The 26328-nt window shown below is 39.6% G+C and carries 22 protein-coding genes and 1 riboswitch; of the genes, 11 read left to right on the forward strand and 11 right to left on the reverse strand.

What is annotated here, in order from left to right; genetic code table 11:
- Nucleotides 1–31: 31 nt before the first annotated feature.
- Nucleotides 32–577: an NADPH-dependent FMN reductase gene (locus ACIQYG_RS08230; protein WP_402836943.1), complete on the forward strand. Its 546-nt coding sequence runs from the start codon at nucleotides 32–34 to the stop codon at nucleotides 575–577.
- A gap of 79 nt (nucleotides 578–656) precedes the next feature.
- Here the strand turns inward: ACIQYG_RS08230 and ACIQYG_RS08235 are convergent, their stop codons facing one another.
- Together ACIQYG_RS08235 and ACIQYG_RS08240 are read right to left on the reverse strand one after the other, a co-directional pair.
- The gene (locus ACIQYG_RS08235; protein ID WP_402836945.1) at nucleotides 657–1442 is read right to left on the reverse strand and encodes a glucose 1-dehydrogenase; all 786 of its coding nucleotides are present in this window, start codon (nucleotides 1440–1442) and stop codon (nucleotides 657–659) included.
- 15 nt (nucleotides 1443–1457) lie between these two features.
- A complete protein-coding gene (locus tag ACIQYG_RS08240) occupies nucleotides 1458–2312 on the reverse strand; it encodes a RhaT/GlcU family sugar-proton symporter (protein ID WP_402836947.1) in 855 nt (284 codons plus the stop codon).
- A gap of 48 nt (nucleotides 2313–2360) precedes the next feature.
- Here ACIQYG_RS08240 and ACIQYG_RS08245 point away from each other — a divergent pair, with 48 nt between their 5' ends.
- Entirely contained in the window at nucleotides 2361–2639 is a 279-nt protein-coding gene (locus tag ACIQYG_RS08245) for a hypothetical protein (RefSeq protein ID WP_402836949.1), read from the forward strand.
- Between the two features lie 951 nt (nucleotides 2640–3590).
- On the opposite strand, the gene ACIQYG_RS08250 is transcribed toward ACIQYG_RS08245, so the two are convergent.
- The 4 genes from ACIQYG_RS08250 to ACIQYG_RS08265 form a co-directional block, all read right to left on the reverse strand.
- A complete protein-coding gene (locus tag ACIQYG_RS08250) occupies nucleotides 3591–5417 on the reverse strand; it encodes an APC family permease (RefSeq protein WP_402837179.1) in 1827 nt (608 codons plus the stop codon).
- 138 nt (nucleotides 5418–5555) lie between these two features.
- Nucleotides 5556–5701: riboswitch (cyclic di-AMP (ydaO/yuaA leader) on the reverse strand.
- Nucleotides 5702–6063: 362 nt separating this feature from the next.
- Nucleotides 6064–6519 carry a GtrA family protein gene (locus ACIQYG_RS08255; protein WP_402836951.1) on the reverse strand — a complete coding sequence of 152 codons (456 nt, stop codon included), beginning with the start codon at nucleotides 6517–6519 and terminating at the stop codon, nucleotides 6064–6066.
- A complete protein-coding gene (locus tag ACIQYG_RS08260) occupies nucleotides 6479–7501 on the reverse strand; it encodes a glycosyltransferase family 2 protein (RefSeq protein WP_402836953.1) in 1023 nt (340 codons plus the stop codon). Before ACIQYG_RS08260 ends, ACIQYG_RS08255 begins: the two co-directional genes overlap by 41 nt.
- A 15-nt stretch (nucleotides 7502–7516) precedes the next feature.
- Entirely contained in the window at nucleotides 7517–9181 is a 1665-nt protein-coding gene (locus tag ACIQYG_RS08265; RefSeq protein ID WP_402837181.1) for a DUF6044 family protein, read from the reverse strand.
- A gap of 168 nt (nucleotides 9182–9349) precedes the next feature.
- Here ACIQYG_RS08265 and galU point away from each other — a divergent pair, with 168 nt between their 5' ends.
- The 7 genes from galU (at nucleotide 9350) to ACIQYG_RS08300 (ending at nucleotide 16736) form a co-directional block, all read left to right on the forward strand.
- On the forward strand, nucleotides 9350–10210 hold the full coding sequence (gene galU, locus ACIQYG_RS08270) for a UTP--glucose-1-phosphate uridylyltransferase GalU (RefSeq protein WP_034315138.1): 861 nt from the start codon (nucleotides 9350–9352) through the stop codon (nucleotides 10208–10210).
- Between the two features lie 284 nt (nucleotides 10211–10494).
- Nucleotides 10495–10635, forward strand: coding sequence for a bacitracin ABC transporter ATP-binding protein (locus ACIQYG_RS08275; RefSeq protein WP_402836955.1), 141 nt, complete (start codon nucleotides 10495–10497; stop codon nucleotides 10633–10635).
- 193 nt (nucleotides 10636–10828) lie between these two features.
- Nucleotides 10829–12223 (forward strand): cytochrome P450, encoded by a 1395-nt coding sequence (locus ACIQYG_RS08280; RefSeq protein ID WP_402836957.1) that lies wholly within the window; start codon nucleotides 10829–10831, stop codon nucleotides 12221–12223.
- A 69-nt stretch (nucleotides 12224–12292) separates the two neighbouring features.
- Entirely contained in the window at nucleotides 12293–12466 is a 174-nt protein-coding gene (locus ACIQYG_RS08285) for a hypothetical protein (RefSeq protein WP_402836960.1), read from the forward strand.
- Between the two features lie 619 nt (nucleotides 12467–13085).
- Nucleotides 13086–14417, forward strand: coding sequence for an amino acid permease (locus ACIQYG_RS08290; RefSeq protein ID WP_402836962.1), 1332 nt, complete (start codon nucleotides 13086–13088; stop codon nucleotides 14415–14417).
- A 400-nt stretch (nucleotides 14418–14817) separates the two neighbouring features.
- Nucleotides 14818–15495 (forward strand): FadR/GntR family transcriptional regulator, encoded by a 678-nt coding sequence (locus ACIQYG_RS08295; RefSeq protein WP_402836964.1) that lies wholly within the window; start codon nucleotides 14818–14820, stop codon nucleotides 15493–15495.
- A 14-nt stretch (nucleotides 15496–15509) separates the two neighbouring features.
- Nucleotides 15510–16736 carry a CynX/NimT family MFS transporter gene (locus tag ACIQYG_RS08300; protein WP_402836966.1) on the forward strand — a complete coding sequence of 409 codons (1227 nt, stop codon included), beginning with the start codon at nucleotides 15510–15512 and terminating at the stop codon, nucleotides 16734–16736.
- Nucleotides 16737–17065: 329 nt separating this feature from the next.
- Here ACIQYG_RS08300 and yhbH read toward each other — a convergent pair whose 3' ends face one another.
- Both yhbH and ACIQYG_RS08310 read right to left on the reverse strand, forming a co-directional pair.
- Nucleotides 17066–18235, reverse strand: coding sequence for a sporulation protein YhbH (gene yhbH / locus ACIQYG_RS08305; protein WP_101223356.1), 1170 nt, complete (start codon nucleotides 18233–18235; stop codon nucleotides 17066–17068).
- A 495-nt stretch (nucleotides 18236–18730) separates the two neighbouring features.
- Nucleotides 18731–18910, reverse strand: a complete 180-nt coding sequence (locus tag ACIQYG_RS08310) for a hypothetical protein (protein ID WP_034315155.1) — start codon at nucleotides 18908–18910, stop codon at nucleotides 18731–18733.
- Nucleotides 18911–19027: 117 nt separating this feature from the next.
- On the opposite strand from ACIQYG_RS08310, the gene ACIQYG_RS08315 reads away from it, so the two are divergent.
- Nucleotides 19028–19237, forward strand: a complete 210-nt coding sequence (locus ACIQYG_RS08315) for a metal ABC transporter ATPase (RefSeq protein ID WP_034315156.1) — start codon at nucleotides 19028–19030, stop codon at nucleotides 19235–19237.
- A 187-nt stretch (nucleotides 19238–19424) separates the two neighbouring features.
- On the opposite strand, the gene ACIQYG_RS08320 is transcribed toward ACIQYG_RS08315, so the two are convergent.
- The 3 genes from ACIQYG_RS08320 to ACIQYG_RS08330 all read right to left on the reverse strand — a co-directional run bounded on the left by ACIQYG_RS08320 (nucleotide 19425) and on the right by ACIQYG_RS08330 (nucleotide 24631).
- Nucleotides 19425–21320, reverse strand: a complete 1896-nt coding sequence (locus ACIQYG_RS08320; protein WP_053533904.1) for a PrkA family serine protein kinase — start codon at nucleotides 21318–21320, stop codon at nucleotides 19425–19427.
- A 481-nt stretch (nucleotides 21321–21801) separates the two neighbouring features.
- Nucleotides 21802–23436 carry a glutamate/serine transporter AimA gene (locus ACIQYG_RS08325; protein WP_402836970.1) on the reverse strand — a complete coding sequence of 545 codons (1635 nt, stop codon included), beginning with the start codon at nucleotides 23434–23436 and terminating at the stop codon, nucleotides 21802–21804.
- A 205-nt stretch (nucleotides 23437–23641) separates the two neighbouring features.
- Complete coding sequence (locus ACIQYG_RS08330; protein ID WP_402837183.1) at nucleotides 23642–24631, reverse strand: glutaminase; 990 nt, start codon at nucleotides 24629–24631, stop codon at nucleotides 23642–23644.
- Nucleotides 24632–24971: 340 nt separating this feature from the next.
- Between ACIQYG_RS08330 and ACIQYG_RS08335 the strand changes: the two genes are divergently transcribed.
- A complete protein-coding gene (locus ACIQYG_RS08335) occupies nucleotides 24972–26327 on the forward strand; it encodes an ATP-binding protein (protein WP_402837185.1) in 1356 nt (451 codons plus the stop codon).
- The last annotated feature ends 1 nt before the right edge of the window (nucleotide 26328 follow it).

A 26328-nucleotide genomic window follows, 5' to 3' on the forward strand; every position in this document is an offset into this window, starting at 1 on the left:
TCCATTATAAAATCATTGGGGGTATATGAAGATGAAAGTTGTTGCAATAGTAGGAAGTATCCGTAAAGAGTCATACAACCTTAAGCTTGCCAAATATATTCAAACTAGATATCAAGATCGGTTTGATCTCGAAATCTTGAACATTCGGGATTTACCTTTTTATGATCAAGATATTGAAAATGATCCTCCATTGGTTGTAAAAGAATTTAAAAGCAAAGTGGCCCATGCAGATGCAGTCTTATGGGTAACACCTGAATACAATGGGACGATTCCAGGCGTATTGGGCAATGCAATCGATTGGTTATCACGTGTCGATAAAGTCTTGATCGGCAAACCATCATGGATCATGGGTGCGTCAATGGGGCAATTGGGAACGGTTAAAGCTCAATTGCATTTGCGTGAAATCTTATTCGCAATAGGCATCTCCTCCCCACTCCTTCCCGGGAATGAAGTATATGTTGGTGCAGTGCATGACAAAATCGATAACGAAGGCAGCCTTACACATGAGTCGACTGTCCAGTTTATCGATACGGTCGTCGATAACTTCATTAGCTGGTATAGTCATCATACTCGTTAATGCTTTTTTACAAGAATCCCAGCAGGTATGATCCTGCTGGGATTCTTGTTGCATCAAAAGAGGGAATTAACCAAAATATTCATCCTCTACCAGCTTGGAATGAAGGGTATTTTGTCATTCCCCCGTCAGCGAATAGAGTGATGCCCGTTACATAACTGGACTCTGAAGATGCGAGCCATGCAGCAACCGCGGCAATTTCTTCAGGTTTTCCGATATACCCCATCGGAATCATGCTTTCAAGATCCTTTTTCTTTTCGGGATCTTCAAGCTTGTCGGCATTTATTGGCGTGGCGATGGCCCCGGGACCAATGCTGTTCACACGGATCCCTTTTGGTGCATATTCAAGAGCCAGGGTTTCCGTAAGCAGCTTCACCCCGCCCTTGCTTGCTGCATAGTGAACGAATAAAGGCCAGGGAATCATCTCATGTACACTGGACATATTTATTACATTCCCTTTAATATCGTTCTCGACAAAATACTTGATAGCTTCACGGCAGCCTAAGAAATTTCCCGTTAAGTTAGTAGCGATTACCCTATTCCAGTCGCTTAACGGCATCTCGTGAGATGGAACCGGATTTTCAATTCCTGCATTATTGATGAATATATCGAGTTTCCCGAAATTCTTTATCGCTGATTGAACAAGGTTAATAACATCTTCTTCAACTGTGACATCGCCTTTTACTGCAATGGCTTCCCCGCCATTTGTTTTGATTTCTTCCATTACACTATCCGCTTCTTCTGATTTAGTGCGATAATTAACCACGACCTTTGCCTTTTCCTTAGCAAAGCGAATGGCCATCGCTTTTCCTAAACCAGTGGATGAACCGGTTATAACAACGACCTTACCTTCTAAATCTGTATACATTTAATCACCCTCCAATTAACTTTTTGCCAATCCAAGCATTATCCCAGCTATGATGATCAAGATAATCCCAATTACAATTCCAATTAGTTGGCGCTTCGTTTTCTTTTCACGTAAAATGAAGATCCCGCCAAGAGTTGAGATGACTATGCCCATTTGAGAAAGGGAAAAACTAGTAGCCACTCCCACACGGGGCTGGGAAATGAATAGAAACATGTTCCCTGCAGCCCATATCAATCCCGGAATGATATTGCGAATCGTATATTTGTTAAACGGTTTATGTTTAAAAGTCAATAACAGACCGCCTATCACCATCCCGATCGCTTGAGGGAACAACGCTGACCACCCGTCAACATCAAAAAGACGGGCCACGACCACATAAACCAAATAACCGAATGTCGAGATGAGGAGAATAACAATTCCTTTCTTCAAGTTTCCCGACTTGCCCTCTTTCGATTCTTTATCTTCCAAGGAGGTCAAGACGATTCCTATAATAATGAAGACCAATGCCAAAACGCCTAAAATAATAGCTTTCATTGTAGACCATTCGTTAAAAACTATGACCCCGAATAAAGTGGTTGAAATGAGCTGCAATCCTGTTGATATCGGCATCGTTTTGGATACTCCCATTAAATCGATGCTCTTAAGCTGATTAGCTTGTCCAACGGCCCAAAACAATCCAGATACGACTCCGACTCCAAACACCAGAAGTGACAGCTTAATATCTGCAAAAATATAAACACCAATTGAAAAAATCAAGGCGCCAATCGTTGTACCTAGTGTTTGACTATAGGGTCCACCCCCGAGTTTCACATTAAATAAAACGATGCTTCCCCAGAACAATGCCGGCAAGAGAGCTAATAATATATCCATTTTCAACCCCCATATATGTAAGTACAAAACTAAGCAGGATATTTCATTTTGTTTTCTTTTAATATGTTCTCATTATTTGAAATGACCCTTGGTAATTTTATGAAGTGTTCCCCCAAAAAAGCGTTCAACACAAAAAGGGCTGCAGAAGCAGCCCTTTTGGATGATATTATTGCACAGCTACCCACCGTGTTGATGATGTTGCATGTCCATTTCCGAATCTCCACCGACCTTGAAATAATCACTTTCCCAAACAGCCGACGTTCCGATAATGATGATGGAGAACAAGAGGGTCAGAAAGAGGGGAGCAAATCCCCTCCCACTTTTTGAAGTTATTGAAACTCTGAATGATGCTCAGCTACCATCACGCTCCTTTTATATTACACTGTCACCAAGCCCCTTTACCCTTTAAAACTTATGCAAGCAGTGAAAATCCCTCTACTTTGATACAACTTCATACTTTCAATAATCTTGCATTTGCCTGAATTACTACAGTAATCGTTTGCCATGAATACGTCTGAGAGGGTCATCCGCATTACTACACGGATCAGGAGAGCCGATCATCATTCTTCCCACCCCTGGCTATTATCAATATGAGCTTTGTTTTTTAATTTTCGACAAGTATTTCGAAAACTTTTGACTGAAAAAAATTAAACAACGCCCCACTTCAATAAAACATCCAACTTACAGAACTGGTGATAATAAAAAAAGCAAACCATAGTCAAGGGTCACACAGTTTGTAGACAAAAGAGTTCGGAATGGTTAACACCACAGATGTTTGCGGGAGGAGGCTTGGCAGACTTTCGACGGAAAAGAACCGATTTCCTGATACCAACGTAGATTTCCACTCCAGGCACTCGCTTTCCGCGGGCGGTCCGTGAGCCTCCTCGGCGCCTATGCGCCTGCGGGGTCTCACTTGGACACGCTTTTCCCGCAGGAGTCTCGCACCTTACGTTCCAATCAACTTTGTTTTATAATTCAGATCGAACCGGACTCAAAATCTTAAAACAAGACTTGGTTATCAATGGTTTTTACTGTTTTATAATCCTTACTGGATAGAAAAAATTTGTTCACTCCCGCGGATAACTGACTAGCCAAGACACCACAGACGCTTGCGGTAAGGGGGCTTGGCAACTATCGACGGAAAGGAACCGATTTCCTGATACCAACTGCAACTTTTTTTAAAAAGAAAAAACTGTAGACAAACTCGATTTTTCTTCGAAATTTGTCTACAGTCTCAGCAAACCTGATGAAGGTTTCTTCTTTTCTAAGAAATGGAATTTACTTCTTCAAATGATATGGCACTGTCGTAACAACCACATTTCTTTTATAAAGTAAGTAAGCGCGAATCAGTAAACTTGATTGGTTATGAAGTATATTGTGCCAGCCTTTCTTCGGAATGAATTGGGGGATGATCACCGTAACTTTATAATTGGATTCACTAGCCTTATGTTCAACTGTATCCACAAATTTAGTTAGTGGCTGAATGATGCTTCTGTAATAAGAATTCAGTGTAACGAGCCTTACATCCGGCTGCCATTTTTTCCACTTTTCTCCGAATTTCTTTTCATCTTCTCTTTCAAAAGCGACATAAACGGCAATGACCTGATGTGCGGATAAAGATTTTGCATAATTTAAAGAGTTCTCAACCACATGAGTTATACCCGCCACAGGTACAATGATGATATTTCCTTCAATTGGTAAGATTGGCTCACATGTTGTAATCCTTAGTTGGTCCCCAACTGCTTCATAATGCATTCTAATTCGATGAAAAATTAAAATGATGATAGGTAAAAAAATCAAAACCGGCCAAACCTGAGTAAATTTGGTTAAAAAGAATATCATCGTGACGATAAAGCTAATTATGGCACCAATTGAATTAATGGTTAATTTCATCATCCAGCCTTTTGGCTTTTCGCGAATCCATTTAACAATCATCCCGGTCTGGGATAACGTAAATGGAATGAATACACCCACCGCATATAGCGGAATGAGATTTTCCGTATGTCCTTCAAATGCGACTATCAAGATGATGGATGCAAGTCCAAGTATGATAATTCCATTGGAATACCCTAAACGGTCCCCTCTGATCGTAAACGCCCTTGGTATGAATTTATCCTTCGCCAGATTTACCGCAAGCAGAGGGAAAGCCGAATAGCCAGTATTTGCTGCAAGTATCAAGATCAATGCAGTCGTACCTTGAATGAAGAAATACATGAAATTCCGTCCAAAGATCTCTTCAGCAATCTGGGAGACGACCGTTACCTCTGCGCTAGGAACAATGCTTAAATAATAGGCTAAGAATACGATTCCCGAAAACAATACAGCTAGTAAGGAACCCATTGCTATTAATGTTTTCGCAGCATTATTCGGTGCTGGATCTTTAAAGTTCGGGATTGCATTTGAAATCGCTTCGACTCCTGTCAATGCGGAGCTTCCTGATGCAAATGCTCTTAGCAGTATAAATAAACTGATGCCAGCTACTGGAGTCCCAAGTGACGCATGCAATTCCGGTGAGACTCCTCCCGTCAAAATCTTGTAAATTCCAACCCCAATCAAGATGAACAATGCTAAAACGAATAGGTACACCGGATAGGCCAAGACAGAGGCCGATTCCGTAACCCCCCTAAGGTTCAAGATTGTAAGTAAGATGACGAATATAATGGCTATGACGACATTATATTCATGCAGGCCGGGAAAAGCGGACGTGATGGCATCCGTACCAGCAGAAACACTTACCGCGACAGTTAATATATAATCGACCAATAAGGATCCCCCAGCTATCAACCCTGGATTGACACCTAAATTGTTTTTTGAAACCACATAAGCTCCCCCGCCATGTGGATAAGCGAAAATGATTTGTCTGTAGGACAAAATCAAAGCAGTTAACAGGATCAATACTCCGATCGCGATAGGGATTGAATACCAGAAAGCCGCAGCACCGACCGTGATCAGGACGATCAATATTTGCTCCGGTCCATAAGCAACCGAAGACAAAGCATCAGAAGATAATATCGCCAAAGCCTTTGTTTTGTTAAGCTTTTGTTCACCAAGTGCATTTGATTTTAAAGGTCTCCCAATCAAGAACCTCTTTATAGCAGATAACATCAAGAATTCACCACCATGTTTAATTTATAAGTTTATGATTCCCAGCTGTAGCAAAAAACGAGACGAAACACAAAAATGCCTACAAGTCATAGCGAAATAGACCTGTAGACATCAATTTTTTTGTCTAACAAGCTCCACCTTCCTTCTCATATAACGCTTACGAGGTTAGCTGTCGGATTCGGACCTAAGAGTAGCCCTACCTTTTAAAGGATTCACCCCTTGGATTGTTAAAACAATCCCAATAACGGGTCCCCCGCACCATAAGGTTTAAGCGATTTAGAAATATGAAACTGTTGATTATCATACTCCCGTGAAATGGAAAAGTAAATGAAAATTTTACACAGAAATAGAATTATTCTTTGTAGGTGAGGTTTTATTCTTGACATATATTACATAAGTCATGCAAACACATGATTCGAAGGTAGGAAAGGAGGTAAGTAAACGTCTAAAAAGAAAATAATCAAGCGCTCAATGAACAATAGGTGGTCCAAAAAAGGTTAAAATGATTGCCACATGGAGAACGTGAAGGACGAAATTAAACAGATCTGCCCCAGCTTGGATAGTCATTAAATGCATAGAATTTCGCTTTCCGATTCCATTTTAATTCCCGTCCAATCGGGGGCATTATTCCACTGATCCACCCTAATTAATTCCTTCCTTCTTGAATTGGTCTCAAATTGCTTTTTTTAAAGACAAAGTATTTCTGGCCAAGATAGTTAAGCACTGTATAAAATATCGTTCCTATCAGAACAGCCAAATTTTGTTGTATGGATAAATGGACGGATCCTTCCAGTGATTCTGCAATGGCTTGGCCTATGGAATAAGCGACGGAATAACAAATCAGAATTACGCAAAAGAAACGGGCAACTCCTCGCCGCCATTCTATGTCGCTTTTAAAGGTAAAAGTCCTGTTCAAAAGAAAACTCGTTACAGCTCCCGTTCCATTGCCGAAAAAGGTGGAGACCCAGTAAGATAATTCAAGAACATTCATGAGAAAAAGCATGATGGAAAGTCCAACCGCTGTATTGACTATTCCAACCAATAAAAAGCGGATAAAGGAGTTAGTGTGTTTTAGATAGTTTTTCAATACTGTTCCGTTCATTGTCTAGTTGCTCCCGTTTTTTTAAATCGAGCGGATTAAATAGATCAAGATCAACAATATATTTAGGCCGGCGTTTGGATTCATTATAGATTTTACCGATATATTCCCCAATCAAGCCGACAGCAATCAACTGCAGTCCACCGATCAACCATACGGAGGTAATTAATGAGGTCCACCCAGTTTCGGTCTGCCCATAAAATTTCAACCATAAAAAGTAAGAACCAAAGAGTAAGCTTATGAAAAAGGAAAGACATCCAAGCCATAATACAAGCCGGATCGGTGTTACTGAAAAGGAAGTAATGCCATCAAGCGCAAAAGCAACCATCTTCTTAAATGGATATTTCGTTTCCCCAGCCAATCTTTCTTTTCGGTCATAATAAACAGAGTCCGTCTTAAACCCAATGAGCGGTACAATCCCCCGTAAGAAAAGATTCGTTTCATCAAATCTCTCCAACTCCGCGATCGCCCTTTTGCTCATTAGCCTGAAATCGGCATGATTATAGACAAGGTTAACACCCATCTTGTTCATCAATTTATAAAAACCGGTTGCAGATGTTCGTTTAAAAAATGAATCAAGGTCCCTTTTTTGGCGGACACCATATACGATTTCACATCCTTCATTGAATTTCCGAATGAATTCAGGGATGACTTGAATATCATCCTGTAAATCTGCATCAATGGAAATCACACAATCCGAGGCTTCCTTGGCTGTAAACAATCCTGCCAGGAGTGCATTTTGATGTCCAGCATTCCGGGAAAGCTTTAGCCCTCGAACATATTCATTATTAATCGTTTCTTTATAAATGATCTTCCAAGTTTGATCCTTGCTTCCATCATCAACCAACAAAATTTTACTTAGACCAGAAACAACGTTTTCTTCGACTAACCCCCTCATCAATCCACAAAGCTGGGAAATGGTATCCTGCAAAACGCTTTCTTCGTTATAACAAGGTACAACAATCGTTACTATCGGTGAATTCATTCTATTCCCCCCTTTTCACATGACTCTGTATAAATGAATTTTCCATGCGCTTCCTTTTTTTGTGAAAATCCTATCTAGTACCAATCCGTTTTCCTTCGCGTTGTTGATTGGGATGGCAGAAAATATATACTTCCCGCCTAATCCTTTAAACGCATCCATATTAAGGTCCAAATTTTCCAGCTCTTTCTTCGAACGTTTCTTGAACATATAATGCTTCCCAAGCTCATCGGTAAATAGGTAACAACGTCCTCCCCATTCATCAAAGTAAATTCTGATGTTTTTATTCTTAGCCAATTCGTTTTCAATTATTTGACGAAATTGATGTTTGTAAGAAAGCGGATAGAAATTGTTATAGCTATCGAGCGTGTAAAATCCATTAAATTGAGCAATTGCGGGATGCAGCCCAATGCTGGCAACACGATATTCTTCCTGTGGAAGGTCAATATGATCTTTTATTTCCTGAAAAAGGCTTTCTGAATAGAACTCTTTAAAAGATGGTTTTTTATTGTGAGTGATTTCTTCATTGAAACCCATTAAAATCATAATTTGAACGGCGATGAAAATAGAAAGTGTTTTCTTAGCATAGTCGCTGTGTTCCCAAATGATTTTTATCGCGAGGGCAAACCCCAAGTAAATTACCATCGGCCTTAAAAAGTGAAATCTGGCAAAATTAAATGTATCCAGGGTGTGAAACCTTTCCGTTAAAGGAAGCCAGCCTTTATAAAACCAAAATGCGTACCACGCTGAAAGCATAAAATTCAAGCCGAATAAAAAAACATATACCTTTTCCTGTCTCCACAGCTTTTTGGTCAGAATAATATAAAGCGCAAAGACTGTAATCGGCAGAATGATAAGCGCATGTACGGTCATGACATGTGTATGTCCAAGAACGAAATTTTTGAAAGTAAGCTTAATGACCCAATCGAGCGGCAGCCTTGCGTGAAAATATTCATCTCTGCTGTTTGGCTCCGAATCAAAAATGAATGAAGCGACCAAACGATACTCCACCAAACCAAAAATGACGGTCATATACACGATCGAAAGAAGAAACGTTATATTCCAACCTTTTCTCCTGATCACATCCGTTAACCAAAGAAAGCCCATTGCAACAAGAAAAAAGAAAAAACCAAGCACGATGCTTGAATAAAGCGGTAAAAGTGTAAGGACCAAATAATTCTTCCAAGAATGGTCCTTGCCGCGAATATTCAAGAAAGCCCAAAGGGCTAGCGGCATCCCAAGTGTACTGAGCATTCCCGATGGCCAAAATGGGGTAAGGGCGAAGGCTAAGGATGTTCCAACCCTAATCCAACCTGATTGTCTTCCTGTAACCAAATGTTTCTTTAATAAAATATACATACCAAAGAATGCAATAAACCTTGTTAATGCCTGGCTTATTGCATATGCAACCATTGTTGGAAAAATAGCATGAAGCCATACGATAATACTGAACTCACTGCCAAAAGCATTTCGGGGCAGCCCATTCATAATCTGGGGAATTTTGGCGTCAATTCCACCGAATAACTCACCGCTTTCTGAAAGGACTTTATACCAGGCAAGGTTGGAATCCAAATTATCATGTACGCGAATATGCGCATTTTCTCCAAGGATGATTAAAGGGGAAAGATATAAAACAATGATGAGTAAGGCAAAAAGGATTTGTTTTCTCTCTTGATTTTCAATTGGCAAAATATACACCTCTTGATTAAATTCATATATCCATAATATTTGGCTTCAAAGGTAAATCTATTCTTTTTCAGGGATTTATTTTAACCTATTTTGATATAGGTCAACCAATGACCACATAAAATGCAATAAGCATATAAAAGAACCTTAAAAAGGGGCTGGGCTATGATAAGGAAAGCGGTGATTCCAGCAGCCGGTTTAGGAACACGATTTTTACCTGCTACGAAAGCTCAACCAAAGGAAATGCTGCCGATTGTCGATAAGCCGACCATTCAATATATTATCGAGGAAGCGGTACAATCAGGGATTACGGATATTATCATCGTTACGGGTAAAAACAAACGTGCCATCGAAGATCATTTCGATAAATCGATTGAACTTGAAATGCTTCTGCAAATGAAAGGACAAAATGATCTGCTAAAGATTGTGGAGAACATTTCCAACATGGTGGATATCCACTATGTAAGACAAAAGGAACCTTTAGGTCTGGGGCATGCAGTTTTATGTGCCAAAACTTTTATCGGAGACGAACCTTTTGCGGTCCTGTTAGGGGATGATATCGTGGATAGCCAGGTTCCAGCCTTGAAGCAGTTAATGGAACGGTATAACAAGGTTCGAGCGAGCATTATCGGATGCAAGGAAGTGTCACCTGCCGATGTCTCCAAGTATGGAATCGTGAATTTCCAAGAACGATATGAGGATTTATTTCTGGTAAGAAACTTAGTGGAAAAGCCAAAAGTGGAGGATGCACCATCAACACAGGCGATTATCGGCCGATATATTTTATCACCTGCGATTTTTGAAATCCTTGAAAACGTACAGCCTGATCGTAAGGGGGAGATCCAGCTTACCGAAGCTTTGGACCTTTTGTTAGAAAAGGAACCATTATATTCGTATATCATCGAGGGAAATCGTTATGACGTCGGCGATAAATTCGGCTTCCTTCAAGCTTCAATAGATTTCGCCATGAAACGCCCTGAACTTCGTGATCAGCTAATAAAATATTTAAGGCAGTTGTTTCCTTAATAAAGTTAATATAGACCATGCCCAATTACCAAGAAAAGGTGATTGGGCTATTTCCACATCGGCTTCACCCCTTTTGTTGTAGAATGATCCACTAACCTATCTCCATACCATAACCCTCAAAGCAAACATGAATTGTTTATCTTGAACGCTTCCGCGTAATGTAAAAGCAAGTGAAAATGTTGGACAGAGAAAGAATACTTTTTCATAAGTGAGGTTATGTTGATAACGTATCCTTCATGTATGTTCCAAACTCACGATATCCAGAAAGGAATGTAGAGAAACACATGCACAATAAAACTAATAATCCAATAATATCTGATGAATTTTTAGATCAAGTGGTTAAGGATATCAATGCACAATTTGGCGGGCCCATCAATGAAAAAAATGATCGTTTCCAACATGGGAACGATGACGAAAGAAGTTGAATGGAATCATCCTTCATTAATCCAAAGCTCTCATGAAAAACTCTGGCTATATTCATCCAGGGTTTTTTTGCTGTAACTTTTTTTCTTCCATAGAATTATCCGCCCTTTCTTTAACGACTTGTCCAAACCGAATTAGCTTATCCTCATAGAATGATTACATGTAATTATTTTTAAAGAAAGGGGAAAAACTTCATTGAGCCACGCTGATGATGTCTTCCGCACTGCTCCAAAGGTTCCAAAAGGAAGGCTGGTTTCCGGACATACAAAAGAGTTTCAAACAGATCCCATTGGGTTTCTGACCCGATTGTCCAAGGAATATGGGGAAGTCGCTAAATTCCGTTTAGGGCCATTCCAAAATGTTTATCACGTTTTAAATCCTGATCTAATAAAACAAATACTCGTAACAAAACAACAATCTTTCGCCAAATCCAAGGACTTCAATCTTTTAAAGCCGCTTATCGGTGAAGGTCTACTTACAAGCGAAAAAGACTTTCATATGCGCCAGAGAAGGCTTATCCAACCCTCTTTCAAAAAGACTCATATTAGCCAATACGCCAAGGATATGATTGATATCACAATGGATTATATATCAACTTGGCAACATCATGATGAACGGATTATAACGAAGGATATGATGAACATCACTCTCGGGATAATCAGCAAGACCATGTTCAGCATGGAATTCAAGGATGGATATGAAATCGTTGGGAAACCTCTGGAAACTGCTTTGAGAATAACAGTCAAAAGGATGAGAAAGATTTTCCGTATGCCATTATGGGTACCAACTAAAATCAACCGTGCATATAAAAAGGCGATACAAAGGCTTGATAAAGTGATTTACGGCATTATTGAAAAACGGAAGAACGACACAGTAAAACATGAAGACATGCTTGGGATCTTGATGGACGCCCGTGATGCCGACGACGGGTTAGGCATGACAAGCCATCAGGTCCGAGATGAATTAATGACTATTTTCCTTGCCGGTCATGAAACGACAGCAAATGCTCTTTCCTGGGCACTGTATGCAATTTCGAAGCATCCGGAAATTCAAGCCAAGCTTTTCAATGAAGTCAATAGCATAATCGGTCACCGGACACCCAAGCCTGAAGATTTCATGAAATTACAATACACTCAAAATATCATTCATGAAACACTTCGCGTTTACCCGCCACTGTATATCTTATCCCGTGATGTGACGGAGGATGTCGTAATAGGAGGATATCGCTTTAAAAAAGGCGATATGATTCTAATAAGTTCTTATGTGATGCAGCATAATCCAGAGTATTTTGATCAACCGGAATCATTTATTCCTGAGCGATTTGAAAATAACTTTATGAAAAGCCTGCCTCCGTTCGCTTACTTTCCATTCGGCGGAGGGCCGCGGATTTGTATCGGCAATCACTTTGCCATGATGGAAGCGGTGTTTGTCCTGGCCTGCATAGCAAAGCGGTATAGGATAAAGCTTGCACCTGACCATCATGAAGTAACTCCCCTTCCCTCCCTTACACTCAGGCCCAAAAGTGGACTGCGCATGGTATTAGAAGAAAGAGCTGCAGAAGCCTTTGAACCTGGCGCATCCAATTTTTAGTAATAGGAGTTATTTGTAATAACTCTTTTAACAAACTGGCCTATCCTTTTAGAAAGGAGGGATGAAAAAATGTATTTGCTCCATTCACCACGGAAGGGAATCATTCACACTGAATTGCACTATTTAGGAATGGCCTCGCAGGTATATACCGGTTATTTACAATTCCTAAGCGAAATTGAACCAAAACAAGAAACCGAATGCCTGCAGTCGCCGCCGCTCCCCTTTTCATATGAGAACGGATAGTTTCCCGCTTCGTACCTTATATTAAAATATTAAAGAAAAACCGACCTTGAAAGGTCGGTTTTTTGTTATTCTGCAGTATGTTCCATAGCCCTGGCCCGCGCAGCCGCAAATGCTGCTCCAAGTTCACTAATAGATAAACAAATTGCTATGAAGACGAAACGTCCGCCAATTCAAAAACCGCCATCACAACCCGGCATATATGAAACATTTCCTTTTTCATTTTTATCGAAGGACTTGAACTGATTACATCATCTTATTCACTATCAAACAAATGCCAGTAATAATGCAATTAAACAGAATTATATTTCTCTCTTTTCAATATGTATTTTAAAGAATGAAGAATTGCCTAGTGCGATTGGTTAAATTAAATCGATACCATCCATAAAAAATCATCTAGCAGTTTTTTTCTTTGATTCATTTCATAAAATCCAATATTTTTAGATAACCATCTTCGCTGATTAGAAATCTATTTCAGTTCATCGGCCTAAATTGACATTTTTCCGATTCATGATATATTAATATAGTACTTTAGTGCATGAAAGCGTTCAATAATAGAAGAACTTTTTAGTTTTATTGATAGACTATTTTATTAAAATAATGAATGAAAGGCATGAATACAATGGAGAAGACTCATCAAGATCTAAAAAAGGGCCTATTGCCGAGGCATGTCCAGTTCATTGCTTTAGCCGGAATGATAGGAACCGGTATTTTTAAGGGGAGTTCCGATACATTAAATATGGCAGGTCCAAGTGTTGTAATAGCCTATTTAATAGGGGGGCTATTGTTATTTATTGTAATGGCCGCATTAGGGGAGATGGCAACCGCTTTTCCTAATATGAACGTACAACATCTCATTAATAAAGCTTTTGGGTTTCAGCTCTCCTTCATTGTCGGATGGCTTTATTGGTTCAATTGGATTATCGTAATCATTGTAGAAATAGTCGCAGCCGGCAGTTTTCTACAATATTGGTTTCCTACAGTACCATTATGGCTGTTAAGTATACTTTGCGCTTCAGTAATAATAGGAATTAATTTGTTTCAAGTAAAATACTATGGAGAACTCGAATTTTGGTTCGCAGGAATTAAAATAATAACCTTAATTGCCTTTATTATTTTAGGAGCTTTGATCATGCTAGGACTTTTTCCTAGTTCGGCTTCATTTTCTAATTACACGGAACATGGTGGTTTTTTCCCCCAAGGAATTGACGGAATGTTAAGTGCACTTTTAGTGGTAATGTTTTCATATGGTGGTGCGGAATTAATTGGTGTAGCCGTCACGGAAACAAAAGATAGTCAGCGAGTCATACCAAAAATCATTAAAGGAACAGTATGGCGGGTGATTCTTTTCTATGTCTTGCCGATACTTATTATTTGCGGGGTAATACCTTGGAACCAAGTAAGCACTGAAGTAAGTCCTTTCGTTCAGGTTTTCAGCTTATCGGGCCTTCCCGGAGCCGCCGATATCATGAATTTCGTTCTTTTAACCGCTGTCTTATCAGCTGCAAATTCAGGTATATACGCTACCTCAAGGACACTGTTCACTCTTTCCCAGAACGGAGAAGCGCCTAAGGCATTTTTAAAAACAACGAAAAAGGGTATCCCGCTTAATGGTATATTTTTAACTACATTATGTATATTGGCAGGTGTGTTTTTATCCTATTTGTATCCCGACCTGATTTTAAGCTACCTTATGGCCATCCCAGGATTCACGGTTTTATTATTATGGATCAGTATTTGTTCCGCGCAATTGAAGCTGCATAACCAATACACTGGCAAAACAGGTTTCCGGGTAAAATGGTTCCCATATACAACTATATTGGCGATCATGGCATTAAGCATTATCTTTTTGGCATTTATATTTAATAAGCAAAACATCATCGGGACCACAGTATGTCTTGTCACGTTAGTGATATTCATCCTTCTCTCTTTTATTGTCAAACAAAAAAAATAGAAATACTATACCCCCTCAGACTGTAGACAAACTCTCCATGAAAGCAGAGTTTGCCTACAGTCTTTTTAGTGCTAGTACAGTTTGAACTATTCTTCAGAAAAAAATTTCAATTGATTTCAGAAATCCGCTCCCTTTCCGCCGACTGCCTGCCAAACCTCATCAAAGCAAGCGGCTGTAGGGTCTCGACTAGCCAGTTATTCGGCAGGAGTGCCGCAAATTTCTTCAATCAAGAGAGGGTTTCATTCTATATAAAATACTAGGTGATTCCCTCAAGAAATGATGAAAGCGAGTGCCTGGGGAAATAAATTTGGATTTCAAATTCTCCGTATGCCCCATTTTCAACTTACATATGTTAAAATAACCAATGAACCAATCATCCTACAAATTCGAGGTGTATATCTTGACCATATCTAAAACAAATCGCTTATCACTTGTAGAGCAAGTGGTTTCCCAAATCGAATCGTTAATCGAATCAGGTGAATGGAAAGTTGGAAATCAAATTCCCCCTGAAATGGATTTGATCCAACAGTTCGATGTAAGCAGAAATACATTAAGAGAAGCTGTACGATCACTTGTTTATGCAGGCCTTTTAGTAACGAAACAAGGAAGGGGGACATTCGTAAGGTCATCAAGTGCCTTGGGGGCTGCTTTTGAAAGAAGGATCCAGCAGTCGAGTTTATTAGAAACGTTAGAGGTTCGTCATGCCCTTGAAAGAGAGGGAGCTCAGTTAGCGGCATTAAGACGTAATCAAAAAGATATAGAACGATTGCGGTTTCATATTTCTGCATGCAGTAAAGCTGCCGAAGCAAAGGATATCAAGGCTTACGAAGAAGCGGATATACAATTACATAAATCGATTATGGTTTCATCACATAATGATTTATTGATTGATTTGTACGAACATATGGAACAATCCCTGCATGAATCCATCCATCAGATAGTGGAGATGAGTTCCGATGTGAACTTTCATTTGAACATTCATTGCAAACTTGTAGATGCCATCATCGAACAAGATGTGAACCAGGCAATCGAAACAGTGAATGAATACATTGCACAATTCAAAAAATCTTTAGAGTAAGTAAGGAGGAGATTATGGGCATTCATCAAGCGGCAAATCAACTAGAACAAAGAAAAGCGGATATTAAACCCAGAGTAGGACTGCTTATCATCGGAATCATTCTTCTTGGGGCAAATCTGAGGGCTCCCTTAACATCGGTTGGACCCCTTGTCACTTCGATCCGTGATAGCTTGGGGATTTCCAATACATTATCAGGTTCATTAACGACATTGCCTTTGCTTTCCTTCGCTTTATTATCACCGTTTGCACCTAGGATAGCACGGCGTTTTGGAATGGAGCTTACACTTTTCCTTTCCTTGGTATTATTAACGATCGGGATTGGGTTACGCTCAGTTGGCGGAGTGCCGACATTGTTCATAGGGACCATTTTAATCGGGTTAGCCATTGCAATAGGCAATGTATTGCTACCCAGTCTGATTAAACATAACTTTGCCAGGAACATCGGTTTGATGACAGGAACCTATGCTGTTTCCATGAATTTATGTGGCGCAATAGGTTCCGGAATCAGCATTCCCCTAGCTTCTTCATCGGGATTGGGATGGGCTGGTGCCCTTGGATGTTGGGGAATTTTATCACTTATTACAGTTTTCTTATGGATGCCGCAATTAAGGCGGCCATTCAAGTCAGGTAAGGATGGACAAACGGCACAAAAGGATAAAAAGATTAACTTATGGCGTTCTGGTTTAGCCTGGCAGATAACATTCTTCATGGGTTTGCAATCGTTTATTTTCTATACAGTAATTACCTGGATGCCGGAAATCCTGGAGCAAAAAGGCCTGAATGCTGATGAAGCTGGCTGGATGCTATCCATCATGCAGCTTGCAGTCATTCCGATAACATTCCTTGTGCCAATTTTAGCTGGACGCTTACAAAGTCAGCGTCTGTTAGTGTTCCCGCCTGTCATCTTCCTTATAGCAGGGATATTCGGCATATTATACGGAAGCACTCTCTTCATCCCAATATGCATGATATTGATCGGGATTGGAGTCGGAACCATATTCAGTTTATCCATGATGTTCTTTAGTCTGCGAACACAAAGCACCCATGAGGCGACGGAATTATCAGGAATGGCACAATCATTCGGGTACCTCTTAGCTGCCATTGGACCGGTATTATTCGGATTGCTTCATGACATTACACACAGCTGGACTGTTCCCTTATTGATGTTGGCCGCAATATCGGCACTTATATTCATTGTTGGAATGCGTGCAGGAAATAATGAATATGTAACTACTCAATAAGCCAGTCATGAAATTTTGTAAAACAACCATACTTCCATATTAGGGGATGGTTGTTCTTTTTTCTTTCTTTTGATTCTGTTCTGCTTATAAATATTGTGAACTTGTAGATTATAAACTTCAAACGCATGATATAAATATAGTGGATATGAAAAGGCCTCTGCTTCTATTGAGCAACGGCCTTTTCATATGGAATTGACTTTATGTATGTTATCAGTTACCCTGACACTGCAAAGAAAGAAGACTTGAAAAAAGACGTACAATGTGAATTGCACGCCTTTTTTCCCTACAATTATTTTGATTTTAAAATTCCACTTTCCACGTTTCCTTCTTCATGCATACTTCTTACTTTCCTCGTCTTTAAAAAAGCTCTTCATTGCATGGAAAACGTCAGCCTTTTGCTTAAGGATATAGTACCTGAATTTTTCATTATCAATGTTCTTATACGCTGTCATCAATGTCGAATGACGATTGTATTGATTGACTTCCCCGTATCCGAACATATTGGAAACCTTCATGAGTTCTTCAACAAGCTTAACGCATCGGACGTTATCGGATGTTAGGTTATCACCATCGGAAAAGTGAAACGGATAGATATTAAACTTCGCGGGGTCATATTTATGATCAATAAGTTCTAATGCTTTTCGGTATACGGACGAACAAATCGTACCGCCGCTTTCCCCTTTTGAAAAGAAATCCTCTTCCGGAACAACTTTCGCTTCTGTATGATGGGCAATGAACTCGATTTCCACCGTTTCATATTTTGTCCGCAAGAAACGGTTCATCCAAAAGAAAAAGCTTCGAGCCATATATTTTTCCCATAACCCCATACTTCCGGAAGTATCCATCATTGCCAGTACAACTGCTTTGGAATCAGGTTTCTGAATCTCATTCCAGGTTTTGAATTTAAAGTCTTCCTTATAAATAGGATGAAATCCTGGGTCCCCCCTTAAGGCGTTCCGTTTGAAAGCGGATATCATCGTTTTCTTTTTATCGATATTTCCCATTAGGCCTGTCTTGCGGATGTCGTTGAATTCAATATGTTCAAGAGTGTGCTCCGCGTGTTCTTTCTTCTGAAGATTAGGGAGTTCCAATTGACTGAACAGGGCTTCCTCCAATTCCATCATCGACACTTCAGCTTCATAATAATCCTCGCCGGCCTTGTCACCTGCACCTTGGCCCTTACCGGCTCCGGCATCGGACGGTGAGCCATCCCTTGCGACTACATCCCCCACTTTACTGTCTCCATCGCCTTGCCCTACATGTTTGTTTTTATCATAGTTATAACGAATTTTGTATTCATCCAAGGAGCGAATGGGGATCTTGATGACGTCCCGGCCATTGGACATTACGATGCTTTCTTCTGAAATTAGATCAGGCAAATTATTCTTGATCGCTTCCTGCACCTTTTCCTGATGACGTTGTTGATCATCATAGCCTTTCCGATGGAGGGACCAATTTTCCTGTGAGATTACATACTGTTGATTACTCTCTTCCGACATTCTCTTCCCCCCTTAAAAATGTTTGCACGCTTTTCATCATTCCTTCATATAATAAGTTAGTGTGGGGATGCCCACATCATTCCGGTTTTCCAATGAAAAATACAGTGCGAAAAAACGGATTAAAAGTATTACTCTATCTTATGCAGCGATGCAGGATAATTTACAACAAAATTCAATAATGGATGTTTGCCTATGAACTAGACAAGTCCTGACATGGGCGTTAAAGGCCCTTTAAGGTTATTTTCTAAATAAGCATTTCAAGATACGGACAGACTTGATGATTTTCAGGTCTGTTCGTTTTTTTTAGCAGGTTTCATCATTCATTCGATTATAGGATCAATCTAAATATCTTTCTGAACTTAGCTAGAAGTAATTGAGCTGCAAAAGACTTCCAGACATATAAAAGAAGCAATGAAACACAACAAAAAAGGTGCCCCAGCAGTTTTTCTGGACACCCTTTTTACACAGATAGAATGATTCTGGTTGTGATATTCGTCAATCTTTCTCTTCCTCTATTTCATGTTGAACTGTACCTGGGCGTTTATCCCACTCTTTCAATTCTTCATTCGTCCTTTGATTTTCCATCTGCTTTCCAAGTTCTTTCATCTCTTCATAATCCTTAGCCATGGAGCTATTTTCCGGTACATGTTCTTTTTTCAATTCCTCTTTGCTCATTGCCATCACCTCTACTTATTGATACCCAATATTTCCAAATCCGAAACGTAACATATCTAATGGAAATATGGGGTATAGATAAAACATTATGAGCAAATGTAAGGAGGTGCAAGATTTATGCAAACAACTACCCTTTATGTAAAGGAAGCAACGTCAGAAGGCCCTATTTTAAATTTGGAGTCCATACTTTTGAAAACGGAAGGTGTGGAACGTGCAATCATCGACGTCGATGATGGGGAAATTAAAATCGATCATAGTGAAGAAAAACTATCACCGAATCAACTTATTACACTTATTGAACAGTATGGCTTGAATGTAACTAAATAGAAATCAAAGGCACCGGGCTCCCTCCATTCAGAAGTGCCCGGTGCTTTGTTGATTCATATCCCATGATGATCATCGTTTAACACCTACAAAAGATGCATGATTTCAATGGAAGGCCACTTTTCATTCAACCTTCCGCAAAAAGTTATAAACCCCTGCCCGATCGGGGGCAGGGGCAAAAAAGTATGGATTACCGATTTAACAAGCTGCCCACATAGCGCAGCAAATCATTGGCTGAAGTAGAATTATATCCGTGCTCGTCGATAAGTCTCGTGATGACCTCGTTCACTTTCTTCAGTTGCCTTTCGTCTGGTGTCTTCGTTGAAGTAGTGATCTTAACGACATCCTTCAAATCAGCGAATAGTTTTTTCTGGATTGCTTCCCGTAAACGATCATGGGAATTATAATCAAATCGCTTCCCTTTACGAGCATATGCTGAAATGCGAATCAATATTTCTTCGCGGAATGCTTTTTTGGCATTCTCGGAAATTCCAATTTGCTCTTCTATCGAGCGCATCAATTTTTCATCCGGGTTGATTTCTTCCCCAGTCAATGGATCGCGCAGCCTTGATTTATTGCAGTATGCTTCGACATTATCCAGATAATTATCCATGAGGATCTTCGCCGACTCTTCATATGAATAAACAAAAGCCTTTTGTACTTCATTTTTTGCAATGGCATCGTATTCTTTACGTGCCAGTGAAATGAAATTCAAATACCGCTCCCGAAGTTCGTTTGTAATGGAGGGATGCTGGTCAAGACCTGCTTTTAATGACATAAGTACATCCAATGCATTAATGGACGGATTTTCCTTACGAATGATCGTAGAGGAAATCCGGTTAATCACGTAACGCGGGTCGATTCCGCTCATGCCTTCATCCTGATATTCTTTTTTCAATTCATTGATGTCTGCGGAATTAAACCCTTCGACATTTTCCCCATCATAAAGCCTCATCTTTTTCACTAAATCGATATCGCCCTTTTTGGGATCTTTCAGGCGGGTCATGATGCTGAAGATTGCGGCCACCCTTAATGTATGCGGAGCTATATGAACATCCGAGACATCACTTTCACGGATCATTTTCTCATAAATCTTCTCTTCCTCGGTAACCTTCAGATTATATGGAATAGGCATGACAATGATCCGGGAATGCAATGCTTCATTTTTCTTGTTGGAAATGAATGCTTTATACTCCGTTTCATTCGTATGAGCCACAATGAGTTCATCTGCACTGATCAATGCAAAACGGCCTGCTTTAAAATTCCCCTCTTGTGTCAATGATAGCAAATGCCATAAGAATTTCTCATCACATTTCAGCATCTCCTGGAACTCCATCATCCCGCGGTTCGCCTTGTTCAGCTCGCCATCAAAGCGATAGGCACGCGGATCTGATTCGGATCCATATTCGGCAATGGTCGAAAAATCGATGCTGCCCGTCAAATCAGCAATATCCTGTGACTTAGGGTCAGAAGGACTGAATGTTCCAATTCCAACACGTTTATCCTCAGAAAGGAAAATACGTTCGACCATCACATCTTCAATCCTGTTTCCATACTCCTGTTCTAACCTCATTACATTAAGCGGCGATAGGTTTCCTTCAATCCGGATGCCATATTCTTCAAAAAAATCATCCCGTAAATACTGCGGAATGAGATGCAGTGGATCTTCATGCATCGGGCATCCTTTTATTGCATAAATCGCACCAGAGTCTTTTAACGAATAATTTTCAAGTCCACGCTTCAGTAAAGAAACGAGTGTAGACTTCCCGCCTGACACCGGACCCATGAGAAGCAATATCCGCTTACGGACATCCAGCCGCTTTGCCGCCGGATGAAAATATTCCTCGATGAGCCTTTCCAGTGAATCTTCAAGGCCAAATAACTGACCGCTGAAAAAATTGTATTTCTTTGTCCCATTTACTTCCTCTATCCCTGCATCTCTGATCATGTTGTATACACGTGAATGAGCAGATTGAGCAACTAAAGGCGTTTCTTTCAATATTTCTAAGTACTCTGCGAAGGTGCCTTCCCACTTCAGCTTCTGTTCATCTTCTCTAAATTTTTCGATTTTCTTTAAAATATCCATTAAGGAACCTCCCCCTGTCACTTTCAGAGAATACTTAAATCTATGCTCCAAGTCTGACAAACATGTCAGACTTTAAAAAGTGGACGGGCATTGTTTCGAATCCCCCTTGACTCTCCATGTATCGAAAAAGGCTTCATCATTGAAGAATAGATGACAAATATGCCGACAAGAAAATTTGTGTGCACTCCTGCTAAAAATTAGGGTATACTAAGCCTATACTTAAGTGGGACAATATGGGTAAAGGGAGGTCACAACATGGGCACAGTTATTATCATTGGAGTTGCTGTTACATTTTTAGCCGCTATCTTCACTGCCGGATATGAAGATAAACCAGGTGTGAAATAAAAAAATAACAGCCTTTTCTAAAACTCCAAAAAAAGGGACAGCAAATCAAATTTGCCGTCCCTTTTTTTGTATCCTCATCAATATAAATATAAAGAAGCGCTTTCGAGCATGCCATTCAATGAAGTGGCTTCATCATTTATACAGCGTTCTTTTTATCAGTTTGAGCTGCATTGTTGTTCACCATTGACTTCAAGTCTTCATTTACTTTTTGTCCTTGTTCCAAATATTCCGTTTGGAACCCACTCTTTATTGCCCAACTATAAAACATTAGTGATAAACATGTAATGATGACCATATCCAAACCAAATGGAATTATGTTTAGTCCACCAAACTTTTCACTGCCTAAGTATGAAATGGTCATCATACAGAGTAAGTAAACAACCATCCAAAGCCCTGCTGAAAAGTTTTGGCGGAATCCCTTCCATTTTATTTTTGATTGATAATAGAAATAAACGGGAAGACCAGCCATAATGATAAATAATACTTGACCTGTCAGCGGCCATCTTGCCCAATATAGAACCAAAGAAGCAAAAACAAAGCCCAGTGGTGCAATGATGCTTAATCCTTTTAAACGTAATGGTCTGTACAAGTTCTGACCTGTGCGTCTTAATGTCATAACAGTAACTGGACCTGTAATATAAGAGACTAAAGTCGCAACTGAAATAACCTCTGCCAATACGCCCCAGCCTCTAAACATGAATAAAAATAAGAAAGATACGCCTAGATTAAAATACATGGCTTGACGCGGGATACCATAAAGAGGATGCAGTTTTCCAAACACGCTTGGTAAATATTTATTCTTTTCCATTCCATAAAGCATTCGTGACGTTGTCGCCGTGTATGTTATCCCCGTCCCGGAAGGAGAAATAAAAGCATCTACGTATAGTAAAATAACCAACCAGTTTATGCCTAAAACAATTGCTAAGTCAGCAAACGGTGAATTGAAATTCAAATGTTGCCATCCGTTTACAATCATGGATGGATCAACAGCGCCAATAAAAGCAACCTGTAATAAAACGTAAATGACCGTTGCAATCAAGATGGAGCCAATTACTGCAAATGGAATCGAACGGCCGGGATTCTTTGCCTCGCCTGCCATGTTAATCGGACTTTGAAAACCGTTAAATGCAAAGATGATCCCAGAAGTTGCTACAGCAGTAAGCACACTTGCCCAACCATTAGGAGCGATACTTCCTGCAGAGGTAAAATTTGAACCATGAAACCCGGCAAATAAAAGTGAGCCGATCGTAAGTCCAGGTATTATAACCTTAAAGACTGTAATAAATGAATTTGCTTTTGAAAACAAACTAACTGTCCAGTAATTCAATAAAAAGTAGACGATCAGTAATGCAGAGGCAATTGCCAAGCCTCCCCCAGTAAGACTTCCATTTTCTACTAAACCATGCGTCCACCGTGCCCATTCCCATGGCCATGAGCTCATATATTGAACAGAAGCAATCGCTTCAACTGGAATTACGGAAACGATTGCAATCCAGTTTGCCCAGCCTGCAATAAACCCTAAAAAAGAACCATGAGAGTACTGCGTGTATTTTACCATTCCCCCAGCTTCAGGAAACATAGACCCTAATTCACTGTAAGATAGTGCGATAAATAAAATAACAACCATCCCGATAATCCAAGAGATAATGGCAGCGGGTCCTGCAATCTGTGCCGCTCTCCAAGCTCCGAATAACCAACCTGAGCCAATAATTGACCCGAGTCCTACCATCATTAACGAAAATGTTCCCATCTTTCGCTGCATATTATTCATACATTTTTCACCATGCTTTCCAAAATTATTCTTTACGTTTAAAAGTAACTGGATTAATGATTTGTGCTAGTGCGTCCAATTACATCTTAAAGTAATTGCTGCATTTACATCACCTCTTGTAAAAGTTTGAAAATTGATGAGGAAATCTTAAGGATGTCCCCTTATTGCTTCTATTAATTACACCGGAACCAAATTTTTCTGCATTTCAGAAAATGCTTAAATCCCATTCTTGTGCCATTTGCTTCAATAACAAACTACCTGCTACGCTATTCCCATATTCATCAATGGCTGGTCCATAAATACCAATGCCACATCCATCTTGAAAAGGCATTCCGCTTCTGGCACTTGGAGGAACTAGTGCCATAATCCCGCCAGATACTCCACTTTTGGCCGGCACCCCAATAAAAGCCGCAAATTTCCCCGAAGCATTGTACATACCGCAAGTAAGCATTAATGCTTTGGCCAGCTTAGCCACTTTTTTAGGGATTACTTGTTCTTTACGAACGGGATGGTAACCATCTTGAGCAAGAATCAGTCCAAGCAGGGCTATGTCTTCTGTTGTCACTTCTATGGAACATTGCATGAGGTAAACCTCTAAAGCTTCCTCTACTTCCGATTCCAAATAATTCGTCTCTTTTAAATAGTGAGCTAAAGCTCTATTTCTATGAGAGGTTTGCCACTCGGATTGATACACTTCCTCATTGATGGTCGGGCGCTTCCCTAACAAATTTTCAAATAGCACATAGAGAAATTCCAATTTCCTTTGTGAAGAATCCCCTGGGAGAAGCGAAGCTACGGTAATCGCCCCAGCATTTATCATGGGATTAAACGGCTTTCCCGGCTTATGCATTTCTAAACGAATAATTGAATTGAAAGCATCCCCAGTCGGTTCCACATCGACCCTATCTAACACATAAGAAATGCCGCGACCCAAACATGCGGCTATAAAGCTGAGCACTTTTGAAATACTTTGCAGCGTGAATGGGACCTCCCAATCCCCTGACTTGATCATTGTTCCACCCGGCTCCAGTATGGTAATGCCCAATTGCGATAAATGTGCATTACTCAATGCCGGTATATAATTAGCGGTTTGTCCTTCACTAGCAAAGGATCTGTAATGTGCTACCCATTCATCTAAGTCGGATTTTCTTTGACTATTAACGTGAATGTCATACTCTTTCGATAATTCTTCAATCACATTCTTCCACCTCTTCAGTTGTTGTATCATTATATTTTCTATATGAACGTTTTACCGAATGCCATCAAGCTTACATGTAATAGATTCGATGAAAAAATAATGAATATTCTAAAAATTGTTAAGCGCTTTCAAAAATTTCTATCTACCGTTAATTTTAAATTGGGAACTACATAATCATACGAAAACCTACAAAATCTAAAAAAAAATCCTCTAAAAAAACGTGATCATCTTACATGTTCCGTTACCAATTTTTGTGGATAGAAAAACTGATTGGTTTTGCCATAATTGGTTATAAGCCGTTCTATTCAGGAACAAAGTAAGCGTTGTATTGAAGCCCATGAAACTGTATACTGATTTTTTAAACAGATTGGGAGGTGACGACTTGAATCTCAGTACGTTAATGAAAAAAGAGGTCAATATCCTTGCTTTGATGTTGTTAACAGTGCCATTAGCAGGCGAATTGAGTTTTTATCCTTTAAATGAAACGTTTCGGGTAAGTTTTGGTCCGCCTGTACTTTTCTTCTTTTTACTATTACTACAGAAAACACCTGCCATTCTTTCGGGCACCCTGACAGGGGCAATGGTTGTGGCATTTCGAATTCTAAAAGATTTTTTCATGCACGATAGTTTTTCCTTGACATCCGCTTTTGAAATTCATTATCCTAGTTTTTTCTTTTATTTCACCTATTCCTTTCTTTTTCATTTAGTGAAAATCAACCGCTTTCAAAACCGTTCTTTGATTATTGGATTTATTGGTCTCATTATCGAAATATTATCCGACTCTGTAGAATTAGTCTTTCAATATATTGTATTAGAAACAACAATAACGTTAAGTTCACTAAACGAGATGATCATGATTGCATTCGCCCACAGTTTTATCGTTTTAAGCTTTTTTAATATGATGAAATTATATGAAGCACAATCAAGGGAAAGGCAAATCAGAAAACAAAATGAACATATGCTGATGCTCATTTCCAATTTATACGAGGAAACGATTCATTTAAAAAAAACATTAAAAAATGCAGAGAATATTACAAAGAAATCGTATGATTTGTATCGCGAATTAAAAGCACTAGAAAAACGGGAAAAACAGCTTCATGTTCTTACAGAGCCATATAGTCAAAAAGCATTGCGCATCGCGGGTGAAATGCATGAAGTCAAGAAAGATAATCAACGGATTTTTGCTGGTCTCTCCAAATTGATCTCTAATGAAAGTTTTAAAGATTATATGAATGCTGCTGAACTTTTTCATTTAATTATCCGAATTAATGAAAAATATGCCTTATCACTAGGAAAGGATATTCAATTTGAATACTCATTAGAGGGAAAAAACGATTCACATTATCATGTGTATACCGTGTTATCCCTTTTCAATAATTTAGTCGCTAATGCAGTGGAAGCAATTAATGAAAAGGGAATCGTGAGTTTAAGTTTGGTTGAACTCCATGACAATGTAGAATTTAAAGTGGCTGATACTGGACCTGGAATTCCTCAAAAATATCAGACTGTCATATTCAAACCTGGATTCACATCAAAATATGATCAGTTCGGGACACCTTCAACAGGGATTGGACTCTCATATGTAAAAGAGGTCGTAAAAGAACTGGGAGGCGATATCCTATTTGAAAATAGTTTTAACGGAGCCGTTTTTACAATAAAATTACCCATTGATAAGTTGATCCAGAAAGGATGAT

Source organism: Peribacillus sp. NPDC096622, from assembly GCF_044762665.1.
Taxonomy (GTDB): Bacteria; Bacillota; Bacilli; order Bacillales; family DSM-1321; genus Peribacillus; species Peribacillus frigoritolerans_B.

Bases quoted from the DNA above. Each gene is read 5' to 3' on its own strand.
- ACIQYG_RS08230 (WP_402836943.1), top strand. From the start codon at position 32: ATGAAAGTTGTTGCAATAGTAGGAAGTATCCGTAAAGAGTCATACAAC.
- ACIQYG_RS08235 (WP_402836945.1), bottom strand. From the start codon at position 1,442: ATGTATACAGATTTAGAAGGTAAGGTCGTTGTTATAACCGGTTCATCC.
- ACIQYG_RS08240 (WP_402836947.1), bottom strand. From the start codon at position 2,312: ATGGATATATTATTAGCTCTCTTGCCGGCATTGTTCTGGGGAAGCATC.
- ACIQYG_RS08250 (WP_402837179.1), bottom strand. From the start codon at position 5,417: ATGTTATCTGCTATAAAGAGGTTCTTGATTGGGAGACCTTTAAAATCA.
- ACIQYG_RS08255 (WP_402836951.1), bottom strand. From the start codon at position 6,519: ATGAACGGAACAGTATTGAAAAACTATCTAAAACACACTAACTCCTTT.
- ACIQYG_RS08260 (WP_402836953.1), bottom strand. From the start codon at position 7,501: ATGAATTCACCGATAGTAACGATTGTTGTACCTTGTTATAACGAAGAA.
- galU (WP_034315138.1), top strand. From the start codon at position 9,350: ATGATAAGGAAAGCGGTGATTCCAGCAGCCGGTTTAGGAACACGATTT.
- ACIQYG_RS08275 (WP_402836955.1), top strand. From the start codon at position 10,495: ATGCACAATAAAACTAATAATCCAATAATATCTGATGAATTTTTAGAT.
- ACIQYG_RS08285 (WP_402836960.1), top strand. From the start codon at position 12,293: ATGTATTTGCTCCATTCACCACGGAAGGGAATCATTCACACTGAATTG.
- ACIQYG_RS08290 (WP_402836962.1), top strand. From the start codon at position 13,086: ATGGAGAAGACTCATCAAGATCTAAAAAAGGGCCTATTGCCGAGGCAT.
- ACIQYG_RS08300 (WP_402836966.1), top strand. From the start codon at position 15,510: ATGGGCATTCATCAAGCGGCAAATCAACTAGAACAAAGAAAAGCGGAT.
- yhbH (WP_101223356.1), bottom strand. From the start codon at position 18,235: ATGTCGGAAGAGAGTAATCAACAGTATGTAATCTCACAGGAAAATTGG.
- ACIQYG_RS08310 (WP_034315155.1), bottom strand. From the start codon at position 18,910: ATGAGCAAAGAGGAATTGAAAAAAGAACATGTACCGGAAAATAGCTCC.
- ACIQYG_RS08315 (WP_034315156.1), top strand. From the start codon at position 19,028: ATGCAAACAACTACCCTTTATGTAAAGGAAGCAACGTCAGAAGGCCCT.
- ACIQYG_RS08320 (WP_053533904.1), bottom strand. From the start codon at position 21,320: ATGGATATTTTAAAGAAAATCGAAAAATTTAGAGAAGATGAACAGAAG.
- ACIQYG_RS08325 (WP_402836970.1), bottom strand. From the start codon at position 23,436: ATGAATAATATGCAGCGAAAGATGGGAACATTTTCGTTAATGATGGTA.
- ACIQYG_RS08335 (WP_402837185.1), top strand. From the start codon at position 24,972: ATGAAACTGTATACTGATTTTTTAAACAGATTGGGAGGTGACGACTTG.